This is a genomic window from Streptomyces sp. NPDC048383 (assembly GCF_040651775.1).
Classification (GTDB): Bacteria; Actinomycetota; Actinomycetes; order Streptomycetales; family Streptomycetaceae; genus Streptomyces.
Genome location: NZ_JBEZKS010000011.1, coordinates 65,862 through 82,645, shown reverse-complemented (window position 1 = coordinate 82,645; position 16,784 = coordinate 65,862). Strand labels below are relative to the sequence as shown.

General features: G+C 72.3%; 17 protein-coding genes. 7 read left to right on the top strand and 10 right to left on the bottom strand.

Annotation, left to right across the window (positions count from 1 at the left end):
• Positions 1–42: 42 nt before the first annotated feature.
• Both AB0D46_RS10740 and AB0D46_RS10735 read right to left on the bottom strand, forming a co-directional pair.
• Positions 43–723, bottom strand: coding sequence for a response regulator transcription factor (locus AB0D46_RS10740; RefSeq protein ID WP_362876945.1), 681 nt, complete (start codon positions 721–723; stop codon positions 43–45).
• On the bottom strand, positions 720–1,907 hold the full coding sequence (locus AB0D46_RS10735) for a histidine kinase (RefSeq protein ID WP_362876944.1): 1,188 nt from the start codon (positions 1,905–1,907) through the stop codon (positions 720–722). The genes AB0D46_RS10740 and AB0D46_RS10735 overlap by 4 nt, the downstream gene beginning before the upstream one ends.
• Positions 1,908–2,079: 172 nt before the next feature.
• On the opposite strand from AB0D46_RS10735, the gene AB0D46_RS10730 reads away from it, so the two are divergent.
• A complete protein-coding gene (locus tag AB0D46_RS10730) occupies positions 2,080–2,652 on the top strand; it encodes a hypothetical protein (protein WP_362876943.1) in 573 nt (190 codons plus the stop codon).
• Between the two features lie 24 nt (positions 2,653–2,676).
• On the opposite strand, the gene AB0D46_RS10725 is transcribed toward AB0D46_RS10730, so the two are convergent.
• Complete coding sequence (locus tag AB0D46_RS10725; RefSeq protein WP_362876942.1) at positions 2,677–3,264, bottom strand: cob(I)yrinic acid a,c-diamide adenosyltransferase; 588 nt, start codon at positions 3,262–3,264, stop codon at positions 2,677–2,679.
• Between the two features lie 222 nt (positions 3,265–3,486).
• On the opposite strand from AB0D46_RS10725, the gene AB0D46_RS10720 reads away from it, so the two are divergent.
• From AB0D46_RS10720 to AB0D46_RS10705, 4 genes are all read left to right on the top strand, one after another.
• The gene (locus AB0D46_RS10720) at positions 3,487–4,335 is read left to right on the top strand and encodes a 3-hydroxyacyl-CoA dehydrogenase family protein (protein ID WP_362876941.1); all 849 of its coding nucleotides are present in this window, start codon (positions 3,487–3,489) and stop codon (positions 4,333–4,335) included.
• A 173-nt stretch (positions 4,336–4,508) separates the two neighbouring features.
• Positions 4,509–4,832, top strand: a complete 324-nt coding sequence (locus AB0D46_RS10715) for an STAS domain-containing protein (protein WP_362876940.1) — start codon at positions 4,509–4,511, stop codon at positions 4,830–4,832.
• 88 nt (positions 4,833–4,920) lie between these two features.
• Positions 4,921–5,562: a LysE family translocator gene (locus tag AB0D46_RS10710; protein ID WP_362876939.1), complete on the top strand. Its 642-nt coding sequence runs from the start codon at positions 4,921–4,923 to the stop codon at positions 5,560–5,562.
• Between the two features lie 188 nt (positions 5,563–5,750).
• Entirely contained in the window at positions 5,751–8,444 is a 2,694-nt protein-coding gene (locus AB0D46_RS10705) for an ATP-binding protein (protein WP_362876938.1), read from the top strand.
• A 131-nt stretch (positions 8,445–8,575) separates the two neighbouring features.
• Here AB0D46_RS10705 and nucS read toward each other — a convergent pair whose 3' ends face one another.
• On the bottom strand, positions 8,576–9,247 hold the full coding sequence (gene nucS, locus AB0D46_RS10700; protein ID WP_362876937.1) for an endonuclease NucS: 672 nt from the start codon (positions 9,245–9,247) through the stop codon (positions 8,576–8,578).
• 219 nt (positions 9,248–9,466) lie between these two features.
• On the opposite strand from nucS, the gene AB0D46_RS10695 reads away from it, so the two are divergent.
• Complete coding sequence (locus tag AB0D46_RS10695; RefSeq protein ID WP_281209691.1) at positions 9,467–9,859, top strand: SCO5389 family protein; 393 nt, start codon at positions 9,467–9,469, stop codon at positions 9,857–9,859.
• Positions 9,860–9,943: 84 nt separating this feature from the next.
• On the opposite strand, the gene AB0D46_RS10690 is transcribed toward AB0D46_RS10695, so the two are convergent.
• Positions 9,944–10,987, bottom strand: coding sequence for an LLM class flavin-dependent oxidoreductase (locus AB0D46_RS10690; protein ID WP_362876936.1), 1,044 nt, complete (start codon positions 10,985–10,987; stop codon positions 9,944–9,946).
• Positions 10,988–11,232: 245 nt separating this feature from the next.
• Here AB0D46_RS10690 and AB0D46_RS10685 point away from each other — a divergent pair, with 245 nt between their 5' ends.
• A complete protein-coding gene (locus AB0D46_RS10685; RefSeq protein ID WP_362876935.1) occupies positions 11,233–11,559 on the top strand; it encodes an ATP/GTP-binding protein in 327 nt (108 codons plus the stop codon).
• A 23-nt stretch (positions 11,560–11,582) separates the two neighbouring features.
• Here AB0D46_RS10685 and AB0D46_RS10680 read toward each other — a convergent pair whose 3' ends face one another.
• The 5 genes from AB0D46_RS10680 to AB0D46_RS10660 all read right to left on the bottom strand — a co-directional run bounded on the left by AB0D46_RS10680 (position 11,583) and on the right by AB0D46_RS10660 (position 16,625).
• Positions 11,583–12,416, bottom strand: coding sequence for an ABC transporter permease (locus AB0D46_RS10680; protein ID WP_362876934.1), 834 nt, complete (start codon positions 12,414–12,416; stop codon positions 11,583–11,585).
• Positions 12,413–13,573 (bottom strand): ABC transporter ATP-binding protein, encoded by a 1,161-nt coding sequence (locus AB0D46_RS10675; RefSeq protein WP_362876933.1) that lies wholly within the window; start codon positions 13,571–13,573, stop codon positions 12,413–12,415. The genes AB0D46_RS10680 and AB0D46_RS10675 overlap by 4 nt, the downstream gene beginning before the upstream one ends.
• 218 nt (positions 13,574–13,791) lie before the next feature.
• Positions 13,792–14,571: an ABC transporter permease subunit gene (locus AB0D46_RS10670; RefSeq protein WP_362877008.1), complete on the bottom strand. Its 780-nt coding sequence runs from the start codon at positions 14,569–14,571 to the stop codon at positions 13,792–13,794.
• Complete coding sequence (locus tag AB0D46_RS10665) at positions 14,571–15,575, bottom strand: ABC transporter ATP-binding protein (RefSeq protein WP_362876932.1); 1,005 nt, start codon at positions 15,573–15,575, stop codon at positions 14,571–14,573. Before AB0D46_RS10665 ends, AB0D46_RS10670 begins: the two co-directional genes overlap by 1 nt.
• A 111-nt stretch (positions 15,576–15,686) precedes the next feature.
• A complete protein-coding gene (locus AB0D46_RS10660) occupies positions 15,687–16,625 on the bottom strand; it encodes a cellulose-binding protein (protein WP_362876931.1) in 939 nt (312 codons plus the stop codon).
• Between the last annotated feature and the right edge of the window lie 159 nt (positions 16,626–16,784).

Below are 16,784 nucleotides of genomic sequence, written 5' to 3'. Positions count from 1 at the left end.
GAGACTAGAAAGGTCTGGACCAACCGTCAAGAGGTCCAGACCTTACCTCCAGCGCTCGTCCAGATCCCCCAACTCCTGCGCCAGTACCGCCGCTTGGACCCGACTGCGCAGCTCCAACTTCCCCAGCAGACGGCTGACGTGCGTCTTCACCGTTGCCTCCGCCATGTCCAGACGGGCGGCGATCTCCGCGTTCGACAGCCCCCCGCCCAGGGCGCCGAGCACCTCCCGTTCGCGCCGCGTCAGCGATTCCACGGCCGCGGCCGTCTCCGGCGCCACGGAGGGCCGCCGCGCGCGGGGCGCCGCGAACTCGGCGATCAGGCGCCGGGTCACCGCGGGCGCGATCAGCCCCTCGCCGCTCGCCACCGTACGGACGGCCGCGATCAACTCCGCGGCGTCGGCGTCCTTCAGCAGGAACCCGCAGGCGCCCGCCCGCAGGGCGCCGAAGACGTACTCGTCGAGGTCGAAGGTGGTCAGGACGAGGACGTCCGCCAGCGACTCGGCGACCACCTGCCGGGTGGCCGCCACCCCGTCCAGGCGCGGCATCTGCACGTCCATGAGGACCAGATCCGGCCGAAGATCGCGGGCGAGGCGCACCGCCTCCTCCCCGTCGGTGGCCTCGCCCACCACCTCGATGTCCCCGGCGCTGCGCAGGATCAGTACGAGGCCCGCGCGCACCGCGCTCTGGTCCTCGGCGACCAGCACCCGGATGTTCCGCTGGTTCATGCCGGTACGGCTCCTTCGTCGGCGGGCAGCGTCGCCCGCACCTGCCAGACGGGCCCGGCCGGGCCCGCGGTGAACGTTCCGCCGAGCAGGTCCGTCCGCTCGCGCATGCCGATCAGCCCCGCCCCGGAGCCGGGCGCCCGGGGGTCGTGCCGGCCGCCGCGGGGGGAGTCGACCGCCACCGACAGCACGCCGTCCGCGCAGGCCACCCGGACGGTGACGGTGCCCGGGCCGGCGTGCTTGAGGGCGTTGGTCAGCGACTCCTGCACGATCCGGTACGCCGCCAGTTCCACCGGGGTCGGCAGCGGCGGCCCGGCCTCGGGGCGGCCGTCGTCCAGGGCGAACTCCAGCCCGCTCGCGGCTCCGTTCGTCCGGGCCTGGGCCAGCAGCGCCTCCAGCCCGTCGAGGGTGGGCACCGCCACGGCGTCCGTCCCGGCGCCCGCGTCGCGCAGCAGCCCGATGAGCCGACGCATTTCGGCCAGCCCCTGCACGCTGTTCTCACGGATCACCCCGAGGGCCTCGCGGCTCGTCGCGGGGGAGTCGATGGACAGCGCGGCGGTCGAGTGGATGGCGATCGCCGAGAGGTGGTTGGCCACCATGTCGTGGAGCTCGCGGGCCATCCGGGCCCGCTCCGCGGCCACCGCCTGGGACCGGTCCATTTCGGCCAACAGGGCCGTCTGCTCGGCGCGCAGCCGAGCGGCGTTCGCGGCGTCGCGGTGGTTGCGCAGGGTGGCGCCGGTCATGGCCGGGCCGAAGGTGACGATGCCCGCGATGACCCCGATCAGCAGCGCCTGCGGGGTGCGCAGCCAGGCCACGGAGGCGATGGTGACGGCGACGGTGAGGAGCCCGGTGGCGACCGGGAGCCGGCGGGCCGTGGCGGGTTTTCCGTAGAGGGCGGCCGCGTACATCAGGTCCGTGTACATGAGGACCGTGGCCAGGTTTCCCACCGTGAACTGGTCGACGACCAGGGCGACCGTCCCGACGGGCAGGGTCACCAGGGGGTGGGTGCGGCGCAGCAGTTCCAGGCCGCCCATGACCAACAGCGGTACCAGGGCCGCCCAGGCGGGGGCGAAGTGCGGGCGGGTGTTGCTGTGCACGCCGAGGGACCAGAGGAGCAGTCCCGCGAGCACGCTGACCAGTGCGATCAGGACATCGTCGCGGTGGGGGCGGGGCGGCTGCGGGGTCACGTTCCCATCCAACACGCCGGCACGGCCGCGCACGTCGACACCGGGACGGAACCCGCACTACATCGAAGGATGCAGTGCGCTTTCGTCACCTGAGACGACGAAACGGGCCGCCGCGGGAGCCAGCCTGGAGGAGAACCGGAGAACCCGGAGGACGAGCGGAACGGAGAGAGCCGTGATCGTCGCGATGATCATCGCGTGTGAGGTCGGTTTCTGGGTGCTGCTGGCGGCGGGGCTGGGCCTGCGCTACCTGGCGAGGATGCCCCGACTGGGGGCCGCGGTCCTGTTGTGCGAGCCCCTGCTGGAACTCGTCCTGCTGGTCGTGACCACCCTCGACCTGAAGAACGGCGCCACCCCCGACTGGAAGCACGGGGTGGCCGCCCTCTACCTCGGCTACACCGTCGCCTACGGCCACTACACGGTGAAGTGGCTCGACGGCCACGCGGCCCACCGGCTGGCCGGCGGCCCGAAGCCGGCCGGCGCCGGTTACGGCAGGGCGCGGGCCGTCCACGAGTGGAAGCTGTGGGGCCGCACCGTCGTCGCCGCGGTCGTCGCGATCGTCCTGCTCCAGGCCGCCGTTTGGTACGTCGGTGACGCGGGTGACGTCAGCTCGCTCACGAGCTACCAGGGCGCGGCCCTTCGCGTCGTCGGGATCCACGGCGTCATCGCCGTCTGCTACACGATCTGGCCGAAGAAGGCCCCGGCCGGAACCGAACCCGACCGCGTGAAGACCGGCCCCCTCGCCTGACCGGCAGGACCCGGGAGGGCGGACCTACCGCTCGCCACCGGGCACCCACAGCACGTCCCCGACCTCCTTGTTGGCCACCCGGGCCAGGATGAACAGGAGGTCGGAGAGGCGGTTGAGGTAGGTGGCGGTCAGCGGGTTCATCACCTCGCCGTGCACCTCCAGCGCCGCCCACGTGGAGCGCTCGGCGCGCCGGACCACCGTGCAGGCCTGGTGCAACAGGGCCGCGCCGGGGGTGCCGCCGGGCAGGATGAAGCTGCGCAGCTTCTCGACCCGCTCCAGGAACAGGTCGCAGTCCGCCTCCAGCTTGTCGACGTAGAACTGCTCGACGCGCAGCGGCGGGCCCATTTCTTCCGAAAGAGCGGACGCCTCCACGACCGGGGTGCACAGGTCCGCGCCCACGTCGAACAGGTCGTTCTGCACGCGGACCAGGACCTTCACCACCTCGTCCGGGAGCGCGCCCAGCGCGATCGCCGTCCCGATGGCCGCGTTGGCCTCGTTCGCGTCGGCGTACGCCGAGATCCGCAGGTCGGTCTTCCGCGTCCGGCTCATGTCGCCCAGGGCGGTCGTGCCCTTGTCGCCGGTACGGGTGTAGATGCGCGTGAGGTTCACCATGCGGCCAGGGTAGACCGGCCCGGTGGAGCCGGCGAAGCGCTGCTTCCGGGGGCGGGCCGGGTGAACTGGAAGGCTGTGCAGGGGTGCTGGGCCGTACCGGTGTGATGTCCGTCATCTGAGACGTGACGCGTGTTACTTCGCGGTCACACCGCCCTCCACGGACGCTAGTCTCCGCCGAAGAGGCTACGAGACTGGGCCGCGTGAAGAACTAAGGGGTGTGCAGTGGCTGGGAAGCTCGCCGTCATCGGTGCCGGACTGATGGGTTCCGGGATCGCGCAGGTCTCCGCTCAGGCGGGTTGGGACGTGGTCCTGCGAGACGTCACGGACGCCGCGCTGACCCGCGGTACGGACGGGATCAAGGCCTCGTACGACCGGTTCGTCGCCAAGGGCAAGCTGACGGCGCAGGACGCCGAGGCGGCCCTGGGCCGGATCACCACGACCACCGATCTCGGCGCGGTCGCCGACGCCGACATCGTCGTCGAGGCCGTCTTCGAGAAGCTGGAGGTCAAGCACGAGATCTTCCGCGCGCTCGACGAGCTGGTGCGCGACGACGCGGTCCTCGCCTCCAACACCTCCGCCATCCCGATCACCAAGATCGCGGCCGTGACGAAGCGTCCGGAGCGGGTCGTCGGCGCGCACTTCTTCTCGCCCGTCCCGATGATGCAGCTGTGCGAGCTGGTGCGCGGTTACAAGACCAGCGACGAGACCCTCGCCACGACCCGGGCGTTCGCCGAATCCGTCGGCAAGACCTGCATCGTCGTCAACCGCGACGTCGCCGGCTTCGTGACGACCCGTCTGATCTCCGCGCTGGTCGTCGAGGCCGCCAAGCTGTACGAGTCGGGCGTCGCCTCCGCCGAGGACATCGACATCGCCTGCAAGCTGGGCTTCGGCCACGCCATGGGCCCCCTCGCCACCGCCGACCTCACGGGCGTCGACATCCTGCTGCACGCCACCAGCAACATCTACACCGAGTCGCAGGACGAGAAGTTCGCGCCGCCGGAGCTGATGCGCCGGATGGTCGACGCGGGCGACATCGGCCGCAAGAGCGGCCAGGGGTTCTACAAGCACTGAGCACCACCGGAGCATTGAGCATCACCGTTCGAATGGCTTCACCCTCCGGGGTGAATTAGGTATCGGTTCGCTCACGGTCGGCAACTTCCCTGCCCGCGAGGCAGTCAGTTGCAGTGAGAGTTGCCGACCACGGGAGTCGGACCACACGCACGCGGCACAGCCGGGGAGTACACATGCACATCAGGGGCGACCACGCCGAACTCGCGGTCGGGGGTCGCCTCGACGTGCGCAGCGCGGCGGACGCCCGTACGGTCCTGCACAGTGCCCTGGACGACGGGCACGGCGACCTCGTGCTCGACCTGACCGGACTCGACTCCTGGGACGCGACCGGACTCGGCGTGATCATGGGAGCCCACCGGCGGGCCGGCCGGACCGGGCGGCGCCTCGTCCTGCGCGGGGTCCCCGCCCAGATGCAACGCCTCCTCGTGGCGACCCGACTGCACCGCATCCTCGCGATCGAGGGCGGGCTGGAAGCGGAGTCCCTGCCCCGGGTCTGACCCGGGGCGCGGACGGGGCCCCACGGGCGTCCGCCGCACGGAGGAATAATGGGCTGCGCCCCGCGCCCCCCTCCGCTTTCATGGCCGCATGGTGTCCACCGACCGGGCGTTGGCCTTCGCGGCCATGGCGTTCCTCCTGATCGTGATCCCCGGCCCCAGTGTGCTCTTCGTCATCGGACGGGCCCTGGCCCAGGGCCGCCGCGCCGCGCTCACCACGGTCCTCGGCAACACGATGGGCTCCTGCGTCCTCGTCGTGGCCGTCGCCCTCGGCGTCGGGGCCGTCGTCGAACGCTCGGTGCTCGTCTTCACGGCGCTCAAGCTGATCGGCGCCGGCTACCTCGTGTACCTCGGCGTCACGGCGTGGCGCCGGCGCGGCGACCTGCACGCCGCCGTCACCGGCGGCGCACCGCCGGCGTGCGGCGGCCTGCGAACCCTGGGGGAGGGGTTCGTCGTCGGCGTCGCCAACCCCAAGACGATGGTGTTCTTCGCCGCCGTGCTGCCCCAGTTCGTGGACCGCGCCGCAGGTCACCCGACGGCGCAGATGCTGTTCCTCGGTCTGCTCTTCAACCTGATCGCGATCGTCCTCGACAGCGCCTGGGGGCTGGTCGCGGCCGGCGCCCGCGGCTGGTTCGCGGGCTCGCCGCGGCGGCTCTCCCTGGTGGGCGGCGCGGGCGGACTCACCATGATCGGCCTCGGCGTCACCGTGGCCCTGACCGGCCGGAAGGACTGACGGACGGGCCCCGGCGGCCCCGCCGGGAAACATAACGGTCCGGTGGTGAAGGCACCCCGGCGGTTCCCGCGCGGCGGGCCACGGTCTAGGGTTCGGGCGGAAACCGGACCAGTAGCGACAGCGGCGAGCGAAGGCCGGGCGTGGACACGACGGCGACGGCGCGCGCGACGCGATCGGGGGACTTGGTCATGGACCGTACTCAGGGGCAGCCCGATCGGGACGGCCGGGCGGCGGCCCCGGCCGAAGAGCCGGCCGCGGAACCCACCCGTCAGGCCCCCGACGGCCGCGGCACCGGCACGGCCGTCGTGCCGGCCGCCACACCGGCCGCGCGGGTCGTCACCCTGACCGCCGGGACCTTCTCCCTCACCGTCAACCCCGTCGACGGCAGCGAGATCGAGCCCCTGCGCCCCGGCACGGCCAAGGGCCGCCCCGCGAAGCGCGACGCCGCCGACCGGGCCGCCCGCGACACCGCCGGGCGCCCGCCCGCGCTGCCGGGACCGCCCCTGCCCGCCCGGCCGCTCCTGGAGCGCGCCGAGGAACGGGAGCGCCTCGTACGACTGCTGGGCCGCGGCCGCTCCGTACGCCTGACCGGGCCCGCCGGGTCGGGCCGTACCGCGCTCCTCGACTCCGTCGCCACCGCCTGCGCGGGCCTCGCCCCGGACGGGGTCGTCCGGCTCAGCGGCCACGGCCACCACCAGCCCGGCGAACTGCTGCACGCGCTGTACGGGGCCGTCCACGACTCCGGCGACGAACGGCCCGACCGTACGGAACTCCTCGCGCGGGTCGGGGAGATCGGCGCCATCGTGCTCCTCGACGACCTGGAACTGGGCGGCGCCGCCCTCGACGAACTGCTGCGCGCCACCCCCGAATGCGCCTACCTGCTCGCCGCGACCCCCGACACCAAGGCCCCCTCCGACGACTCGCACCTGGAGGAGGTCTTCCTCGGCGGGCTCGGCAAGGCCGACTGCGTCCTGCTGCTGGAGGCCGCCACCGGACGGGCCCTGACGGAGGAGGAGACCACCTGGGCCGGGGACCTGCGCTTCGCCTCCGAAGGGCTCCCGCTGCGCTTCGTCCAGGCGGCCGCCCTGCTGCGCCAGCGCGACGAACTGAACCGGGCCACCACCGAGGACGACGACGAGGAACCCGGCGTCTTCGAGGAACGCCCCCGCGACCCCGCCCACGTACCGCTGCCCACCCTCGCCGAGGCCGCCGCCCCCGCCGAACTGTTGGCCTCCCGGGTCAGCGAGTCCGCCCGGGCCGCCCTGCGGATGGCCTGCGCGCTCGGCGGCGAGCTGCCGCACCACGCCCACCTCCCCGCCCTGGTCGGGGACACCCACGCGGACTCCGCCGTCGCGGAACTCCTCGGCTGCGGGCTGATCACCCCGGTCGGGCCCCGGTACCGGCTCGCCGAGGGCGTCGCCCGACAGCTGGAGGAGGCCGGGTACGGGGAGAGCGCCGGCGAGGAGGCGCGGACCGCCGCACGGCACTACGCCTGGTGGACCGGGCACGCCTCGGTGACCCCGGAGCGCGTCGCCGCCGAGGCCGACGCCGTGCTCGCCGCCTTGGCGGGCGCCGACGTGGTGGCCGCCGTACTCCTGGCCCGTACGGCGGCCCCGGCCCTCGCCGCCTCCCTGCACTGGGAGGCCTGGGAACGGGCGCTGCGCGCGGGCGCCGAGGCCGCCCGCAAGGCGGGAGAGGTCGCCGAGCAGGCGTACTTCCACCACGAGTTGGGCGTGCTCGCGCTGTGCGAGGGTCGCCTCGACCGGGCGCGCGCCGAGCTGGAGGCCTCCATCGGGCTGCGCGGGGCGCTGGCCGACAAGCGCGGAACGGTGGCCGGACGCCGGGCCCTGGCCCTGGTCACCGACCGGGAGGCGGCCGTGGCGCAGGCCTCGCCGCCGCTGCGACTGGAGCCGCCGGCGGCTACGCCGCCCGGCGCGGCCGGCGTCGCCCTGCCCGGGACCGGGTCGGCCCCGAAGCCGAGCCCGTTCGCCGCACCGACGCCGAAGGCGGTGTCGGCGCCGGCTCCCCGCGCGGCCCTGACCTCCGGAGCCGCCGCCACGGCTGCCGCACTGCCCGCTGCCGCACTGCCCGCTGCCGCACTGCCCGCCGCCGCGCTGCCCGCCGCCGCGCAGGCCGCTGCCGCGCAGGCTGCCGCGCGGCCCGTCGCGCCGGCCCGGGGGGAGGCGAGCACGCAGGTCATCCCCGTCATCCGTGGGTCGGCCCCCGCCACCGGACCGGCCCCGGCGATCCTGTCCGACGGCTTCCGGGACGCGTTCCCGCCGCTCACCGAGCCCGCTCCCGCCACCGTCCCCGTACCCGTGCCCGCCCCGGGGGCCGAACCGGGATCCCGGCGCAGGACCGCGCTGCTGGCCGCCGCGGGGGTGCTGACGGTGGCCGCGCTCGGCACGGCGATCGGGCTGGCCCTGACCTCGGGGGAGGCGCAGGCACCGGCCAAGCCCGCGGTGTCCTCGACCCCGACCACCGCGGCCACGGATCCGCCGACCGTCCCGGGCACGATCGGAACCGACCCCGCGCCCGAGCCGGGTACGACGCCCCCGCCCTCGGAGTCGTCCGGCCCCGAGGAGGCCCCCGACGGCGCCGGGGACGACGCCCCGCACACCGGCCCGGCGCCCCGCACGACCGCGCCGCAGCGCCCCGGGATGCCCCCGGCCACCCCGCGCCCGCCGGTCAAGCCGACGCCCACCCCGACGCCCCCCGCCTCCCCGGGCCCGGACCCCGAGCCCGGACCGGGCAGCCCGACGCCCACCGTCACCCCGACGGTCCCCGAGACGCCGACGGGGACCGCCACCGCCCCGGCGACGAACCCCGCGAGCGTCAGCGCCCCGGCCGTCGACCGGTCCCCGACGGCCACCACGACGTAGCGTCCGCGCCAGGACGGAGCGTCCCCGCCGCGAGGCGGCCGTCCCGGCCCCGGACACGGCGAAGGCCCCCGGAACGGATCCGGGGGCCTTCGCCGCGTCCGACGTACGGCCGCGCGCCAAAATCAGGGGGGTCAGAACAGGCGGAGCTTGTCGTCCTCGATGCCGCGCATGGCGTTGTAGTCGAGCACCACGCAGTTCATGCCGCGGTCGTTCGCGAGCACGCGCGCCTGCGGCTTGATCTCCTGCGCCGCGAACACGCCCCGGACGGGTGCCAGATGTGGGTCGCGGTTCAGCAGCTCCAGGTAGCGGGTGAGCTGTTCGACGCCGTCGATCTCGCCGCGGCGCTTGATCTCCACCGCCACCGTCGCGCCGGAGGCGTCCCGGCACAGGATGTCGACGGGGCCGATCGCGGTCATGTACTCGCGCCGGATCAGCGTCCAGCCCTCGCCCAACGTGTCGATCCGGTCGGCGAGCAGCTCCTGGAGGTGCGCCTCGACGCCGTCCTTGATGAGACCGGGGTCGGTGCCCAGCTCGTGGGAGGAGTCGTGGAGGACTTCCTCCATGGTGATGATGAGCTTCTCGCCCGCCTTGTTGACGACGGTCCAGACGCCCGCGTCGTCGCCGCTCCCCTCCTTGAGGGTGCACGGGGGCGACATCCAGTTGAGCGGTTTGTACGCCCGGTCGTCCGCGTGGATCGAGACACTGCCGTCGGCCTTCACGAGGATCAGACGGGGTGCCGAGGGCAGATGGGCGGTGAGCCGGCCCGCGTAGTCGACGGAGCAGCGGGCAATGACGAGACGCATGGTCGGCAACGCTACTCGACGGATGCGCCTCCACGCGATTCGCCCCTGAAAGCCCCGTTCGCCGATGGCGCGTTGTATGCGCATTCTCCTGGTGCGGTACCCGGAGGGCGCCTACCGTGGTGAGCGGGAGGTCGTCGAACGTGCACTCTGCGTCGCGATCTCCTTCCCTGCCCGTAAGGCTCCGGCAACCCAACGGCCGGGGTCACGAGAGGAGAACCCATGTCGCTCGACGTCTCACCGGCCCTACTCGAACAGGCCGAGCGAGGCGAGGTCGACGAAGCCGCCTTCGTCGACTGCGTCCGGACCTCCCTGCCCTACGCATGGGAGATGATCAGCTCGTTGACGGCCCAGCTGGAGGTTGAGGGCGGAGAGTTCGCCGACAACCAGACGCCGCCGCCGGACGAGCAGGCGCGCGGACAACTGCTGCGCGCGCTGGCGAGTGACGCGATACGTGGTGCGCTGCAGCGGCACTTCGGGGTGCGCCTGGCCTTCCAGAACTGCCACCGCGTGGCGGTCTTCCCGTTGGATTCCTCGTCGGACGAGAGGCACGCCCGGTTCACCTCGATCCGTGGCCAGCTGCTCAACCAGTCGCCGGAGATGCGGGACTGCTAGCGGGACCGGTACTGCGCTGCCGCTCCGTGTCGCGGGAGGTGCGACTGACACCGGAGCGGCAGCCCAGGCCCGGTCCACCGGCGCTCAGGCCCCGGCCGCGTCCAGACGCGGCAGCACCTCGGAGCCGAGGCGCCGTACGTTCTCCTCCGTCGCGGCGAGGTCGCCGGAGCCTTCCGTGAGCAGGGCGAAGCGCGTGATCCCGGTGCGTTCCGAGGTCGCCGCGAGCCGGTCCGCCGCCACCCTCGGGGTGCCGACCGGATGCAGGGCGCACAGCAGTTCCGTGTAGGCGACGGGGTCGCGCATCGCGCGCTGCCGGCCGTCGACCGTGACGTGCGCGTCCAACCCCTGACGGAACCAACCCGGCATCGCCTTGACCAGGGTCTCGCGGGCGTCCGCCGTCCGGTCCGCCAGCTGGCAGACGCCCGCCGAGACGTGGCCGGCGGCCCGCACCGCGTCGGGCGGGTGCCCGGCCGCCAGCGCGGTCCGCCGCCACAGGGCGACCATCGCGGCCTTGTCCTCGTCACCGCAGTGCATGCCCAACAGCATCGGCAGTCCGCGCTGCGCGGCCGTGCGGACCGACGCCGGGGACGTGCACGCGACGATCACTTCCGGCCCCGTCCCGTCGCCGTCCAGCGCCTCGTCCGGGCGGGGTACGACGGCCACCTCGCGGAAGGAGTGCCGGGCGCCGGCCGCCCCCACGCGCGACTCGGTCAGCCAGCGCCGCAGCAGGTCGAGGTCCTCGCAGAAGCCGCTCTCGTACGCCTCCAGGCCGCCCCCGAACACCTCCAGGTCCACCCAGGGCCCGCCCCGACCCACCCCGAGGGTGAACCGGCCCCCGGAGGTGACGTGCAACAGGGCCGCCTGTTCCCCGAGGGCCACCGGATGCGTGCTCGGCAGCACGCTCACCGCGGTCCCCACCCGCAGCCGCCGGGTCCGCCCCAGCAGCAGCGCCGCCAGGGTCACCGCCGACGGGCAGACCCCGTACGGCACGAAGTGGTGCTCGGCCAGCCAGACCGAGTCCAGTCCGGCCTCCTCGGCCACCTCGGCGGTCCGCACCGCCCGGTGCAGTGCCTCCCCCTGCCCCTGACCCGGAAACTGGGCCGCCAGTACAAACGCTCCTACGCGCATCGCCCTTATCCTCCTCGCGGCTGACGCGGCCTCCCCCAGGTGGACCGACCCGCTGATGACATCAACGTCTGATGGCAACAACGTCTGACACGTGCCAAAGGCACGGCCTCACCGGAAAGTTATTGAGATTGTCGGGCCGGTCCGCCGGCGCCGTCCGGCCATCTCCGGCAACCCTGCGGGTACCCCGGCTCGCTGCGCGTAGTCTGGGAGAAAGTCACTGCCCGCCGCCCTCCCGTGAGGTATACGTGTCACCGCGCCACAACCGCCCCAGGGGCGGCGAGACCCCGGACGAACGACCCGCCACCGGCCTCGACCGGTTCGGGCTGGAGCGGACCGAGGAGTACCGGGGCGAGGAGTGGAAGGTCCGGCACGTGGCGGGCGCGGCCGCGGCGGGCAAGCGCTACCGCTGCCCCGGCTGCGACCAGGAGATCCCCTCCGGCACCCCGCACCTGGTGGCCTGGCCCGAGTACGGCGGCGTGGACGACCGGCGGCACTGGCACAAGGCCTGCTGGAACGCGAAGGACCGTCGCACCACGAAGGTGCAACGGTCCCGCAACGCGCCCAGATACTGACGGACCGGCCGACCGGCCGCGCCTCAGACGTCCCGGCGCCGGACCACGACGTACGAGGCGGCCATCGCGGCCCCCGTCACCGTGAGGAGCAGCAGCAACTGGGCCCCGTTCCCGGGGACCGGTGATCCCTCTACCGTCGCCTCGTCCTGGAGCCCGAAGAACTGGACCAACGCGAGCGGGGCGTTGTAGCGCAGGACGGCCGCCCCGATCCCCGACGTCGAGGGCCAGGCGGTCAGGATGGAGCCGAGCACGGGCGGCAGGGTCACCACGCCCAGCATCACGGCGATGCCGCCCGCGGAATGCCGTACGAGCGCGCCGACGGCCAGCGCGAGGACCCCGAGCAGGGTGACGTAGAAGCAGCCGCCCAGCGCGCCCGCCCATGCCGAGACCCATCGGGATCCGTCGGGCGACGCCTTGTGCACCAGGGCGGCGGACAGGCCGACGACCGCCACCGAGCCCACGATGACGGCGAAGGAGACGGCCCCGAAGACGAGGTACTTGGCGGTGAGCACCCGCGTCCGCTCGGGGGCCGCGGTGAAGGTGGTGCGGATCAGTCCGGTGCCGTACTCGGAGCAGATCGTCAGCACGCCGAGGACGATCACGGCGACCTGGCCGACCATGAGGCCGAAGAGGGCCGGCCCCGTGTAGGGCGTCTTCATGTAGTCCGCGCCCCGGGTCTGGACGATGGCCAACAGGCCGACGCCGACGACCAGGACCACCAGGGAGCCGAGCGTCCACAGGGTGGAGCGCACGGAGGTCAGCTTGGTCCACTCCGAGGCCAGCGCGTGGCCCAGGTGCGGCCGCGGGGTGGGCATCGGCGAGGTGTAGCTCGCGGTCGGGGCGGGGCGGGCGGTCATCTGTGGTCCTCGGAGGTGCTCTGGGCGTTCTCGGGCGTCCGCGCCGGGTCGCCCTGCCCTACGGCGGGGGCGAGGTCGGCGGCGCTGCCGGGCATCAGGAAGGGCTGTCCACCCGCCGCGGGGGGTGGGGGAGCGAAGAAGCTCGCCGCGGTCTCCGTCGGGACCTCCGCGACGGGCGCCTCCTCCTCCCACTCGGGGACGCTCAGCGGTTCGGGCTCCCACAGCTCGGCGCGGGGGTCCTCGGTGGAGGTGTACTCCAGGGAGGACTGGGTCATCCGCATGTACGCCTCCTCCAACGAGGCCCGGTGCGGGGACAGCTCCCACAGCCGCACCCCGCTCTCGTGGGCGACGTCGCTGATGCGGGGGAGGTCCAGTCCGGTGACGCGCAGCGCTCCGTCCGTCTCCTGGAGGACGCGGGCGCCCGCCTTGACGAGCGCCGTGCCGAGCGCGGACCGGCCGTCGGGACGGTCCGCGGCGGGACGGACCCGTGCGAATCCGGCCGAGTTGTGCGTGATGAAGTCGTGGGCGCTCATGTCGGCGAGCAGTCGGCCCCGGCCGATCACGATCAGGTGGTCGGCGGTCAGTGCCATCTCGCTCATCAGGTGCGAGGAGACGAAGACGGTGCGGCCCTCGGAGGCGAGCTGACGCATCAGGTTGCGCACCCAGAGGATGCCCTCGGGGTCGAGTCCGTTGACCGGCTCGTCGAAGAGGAGGACCTGCGGGTCACCGAGGAGGGCGGTCGCGATGCCGAGGCGCTGGCCCATGCCGAGGGAGAAGCCCTTGGTGCGCTGCCGGGCGGCGTCCTGGAGGCCGACCACGCCCAGTACCTCGTCCACCCGCTTCTCGGGGATCCCGGAGAGCTGGGCAATCGACAGCAGGTGGGTACGGGCCTTGCGGCCGCCGTGCATGGCCTTGGCGTCGAGGAGGGCGCCGACGTGGCGCTGGGCGTTCGGCAGGTCCCGGAAGGGGGAGCCGTTGATCGTGACGTGACCGGCGGTGGGCCGGTCCAGGCCGAGGATCATGCGCATGGTGGTGGATTTGCCGGAGCCGTTCGGCCCCAGGAAACCGGTGACGTGACCCGGCCTGACCTGGAACGACAGCTGCTCGACGGCGGTCTTCGCGCCGAAGCGCTTGGTCAGGCCGACTGCCTCGATCATCGTGCTGCCCCTTGCCAGGCCCGGAGGGCTCTCGTCCGTATGACCCTTAAGAGGGTATCGAGCCTACGTCGGTTCCCACCCGGACCGAACCCCTGAGCTGCCCCTGAGATCCGGATCCGGGATGACCCGTAGTACCCGGGGTGTCCGTCGCACGACGGACACCCCGGGTCAGGCGTCGCACTGCCCGCCCCGGGCAGGCGTCACGCCTCACGACCGCGTCAGGCGTCGCGCTTCTTCAGGACGAGGTAGCCGCCGAGAACGGCCGCGAGCGTCCACAGCACCATGATCCCGAGGCCGCCCCACGGCCCGTACGGCGTCTCGCCGCTGTCCATCGCGCCGGGCACCACCTGCATGATCTTGGAGCCGGCCTGGTCCGGGAAGTACTGAGCCACCTTCCGGGTCGTCTCGACGGCTCCGAGGATGGTCGAGACCAGGAAGAAGAACGGCATCAGGATGCCGAGCGCCAGCATCTGACTGCGCAGGATGGCCGTCACGCCCATCGAGAACAGCGAGATCAGCGCCATGTAGAGGCCGGCGCCGATCACCGCGCGCAGGACGTTGTCCTCGCCGATGCCGATGCTGCGGTCGCCCAGGATGGCCTGGCCCAGAAAGAAGGAGATGAAGCTGGTCAGCAGGCCCACGACGAGCGCGAGCGCCGTCGCGACGGTGAGCTTGCCGAACAGGAAGCTCGCCCGGCCCGGCACGGCGGCCAGCGAGGTGCGGATCATGCCCGAGTTGTACTCGCTGCCGACCACCAGGACACCGAAGACGATCATCGCGAGCTGCCCGAGGGTCATGCCCGCGAAGCTCGCGAGGGTGGGGTCGAAGGTGACCTGCTGTTCCTTCGGCATGTCGTCGAAGGTCGAGTTGAACAGCGCGCACAGCGCGGCGCTGATGCCGACGGTGACGACGAGCGCGGAAGCCAGCGTCCACGTGGTGGAGGCGACGGTGCGGATCTTGGTCCACTCGGACCGGAGGACTGCGGAGAAAGCCATGATCACTCGCCGTCCTTGCGCGTCGCGTCGAAGCCGGCGCCCCAGGCGGGGGCGTCCACCGGACCCGGGGCGGACCCCACCGGTGGGCCGGACGCGCCCGGCGCGTGGGCGTGGTACTCGACGGAGTCCGCCGTCATGCGCATGAACGCTTCTTCCAGTGAAGCCCGTTGCGGGCTGAGTTCGTGCAGGACGATCTGGTGTTGGGCGGCGAGCTCGCCGAGCTGCTCCGACCCCACGCCGTCGATCTCCAGCGCGCCGGTGGCCGGCACGCTGACCGCGGCGATCCCGGCCTGGTGCAGGACGTCCTTGAGTCGTTCCTGCTGGGGTGAGCGCAGCCGTACGAAACTCCGCGAGTTCTGCTGGATGAAATCGGCCATCGACAGGTCGGCGAGCAACCTGCCCTGCCCGATGACCACCAAATGGTCCGCGGTCAGAGCCATTTCGCTCATCAAGTGGGAGGAGACGAAGATCGTCCTTCCTTCCGAGGCCAGGCCCTTCATGAGATTGCGGATCCAGAGAATTCCCTCCGGGTCCAGACCATTGACGGGTTCGTCGAACATGAGGATCTCCGGATCCCCGAGTAGCGCGGCGGCGATTCCCAGCCGCTGCCCCATCCCGAGCGAAAATCCTTTCGACTTCTTCTTGGCCACGGCCGTCAACCCGACCAGGTCCAGTACCTCGGACACCCGGCTCTCGGGGATCCGGTTCGACTGGGCGAGGCAGAGAAGGTTGTTGTACGCGCTGCGCGCGCCGTTCATGGCTTTCGCGTCGAGCAGCGCTCCGATGTACTTCAAAGGCTCCGGCAGGTCCCGGTAGTGCTTGCCGTCGATCCTGACCGTCCCACTGGTGGGGTTGTCGAGGTCGAGCATCATGCGCATGGTCGTGGACTTCCCGGCCCCGTTGGGGCCGAGGAAGCCGGTGACCACCCCCGGTTTGACCTGGAAGCTGAGGTGGTCCACGGCGGTCTTCGCGCCGAATCGTTTGGTAAGGCCCTCAAGCTCGATCATGCCGACACGCTAGAACGCCGAAGGGCCGTACGCCACCTCAAACGGGTGACATACGGCCCACGAACCACTGTTTCGCCACCGGCGTGCGGCAACTGCCTTCGGGAGTAAGCCCTAGCGGCTCTGCTGAGCCGGAACACCACGGGTCACCGGCTCGTCGTCGATCGGGGAACCCGCGGCCGCGACGGCCGCACCCGTCAGCGTCGCCAGCATCTCGCGGACGTTGGTCAGCTGCGCGTTGATGGAGTCGCGACGGTTGGTGAGCGCCGCCAGCTCGCGCTCGGACTCGCTGCGGATCCGGTCGGCCTTGGCGTTGGCGTCGGCCACGATGTCCTCGGCCTGGCGCTGCGCGGTCTCCACGGTCTGACGGGCGCGACGCTCGGCGTCCGTACGGAGCTTCTCGGCCTCCAGGCGGAGCTGCTCGGCGCGGTGCTCGATCTCCGCCAGGCGCTTCTCGGCCTTCTGCTGGCGCGAGGCCAGGTCGCGCTCCGACTGCTCGCGGCGCTTGGCCAGGTTGGTCTCGAAGTCCGCGGCGGCCTGGGCGGCCTTGGCGCGGGTCTCCTCGAACAGCGCGTCGGCCTCCTCGCGCTTGGAGGCCGCGTCCTTCTGCGCCTCCGCACGCAGGGTGGACGCGTCACCCTTGGCCTTCTCGACGATGCGGACGCCCTCGTCCTCCGCCTTCGTCTTGCGGTCCGACGCGAACGACTCGGCGTCGTTGCGCACCTGCTGGGCCGCCGACTCGGCCAGCTCCCGGTGCTGCTCGGCCGCGCGACGGGCCTCCTCGCGCAGGTCCTTCGCCTCCTCCTCGGCCAACCGCAGGATCTTCTCGACCCGGGCGCCGAGACCGGCGTACGACGGCTCGGCGTCGCTCACCTGGGCCTGGGCGTTCTGCGTTTCGAGGTGCAGCTCCTCGATCCGCTTTTCCAGAGAGTTGATTCGTCCTAGGGCGCTGTCGCGGTCGGAGACCAGCTTGGTAATGCGGTCGTCCACCTGACCGCGGTCGTAACCACGCCGCACGAGCTCGAAGCCGAAGGGGGAGTGAGAGTCGCTCATGGGGTTCCTGTCGAATGAGACCGATGAGGTGCTACGTGAGGTGTTAAGGGGAATCCTAGGCGCCAGGGCGGCGTGTCATCGAGTCAATCCGGGTTTGCCCTGGACAATGACACCCCTTTTGAGTGGCAAGGCGACAGATTGCTGGTCACTCGTCCGCCT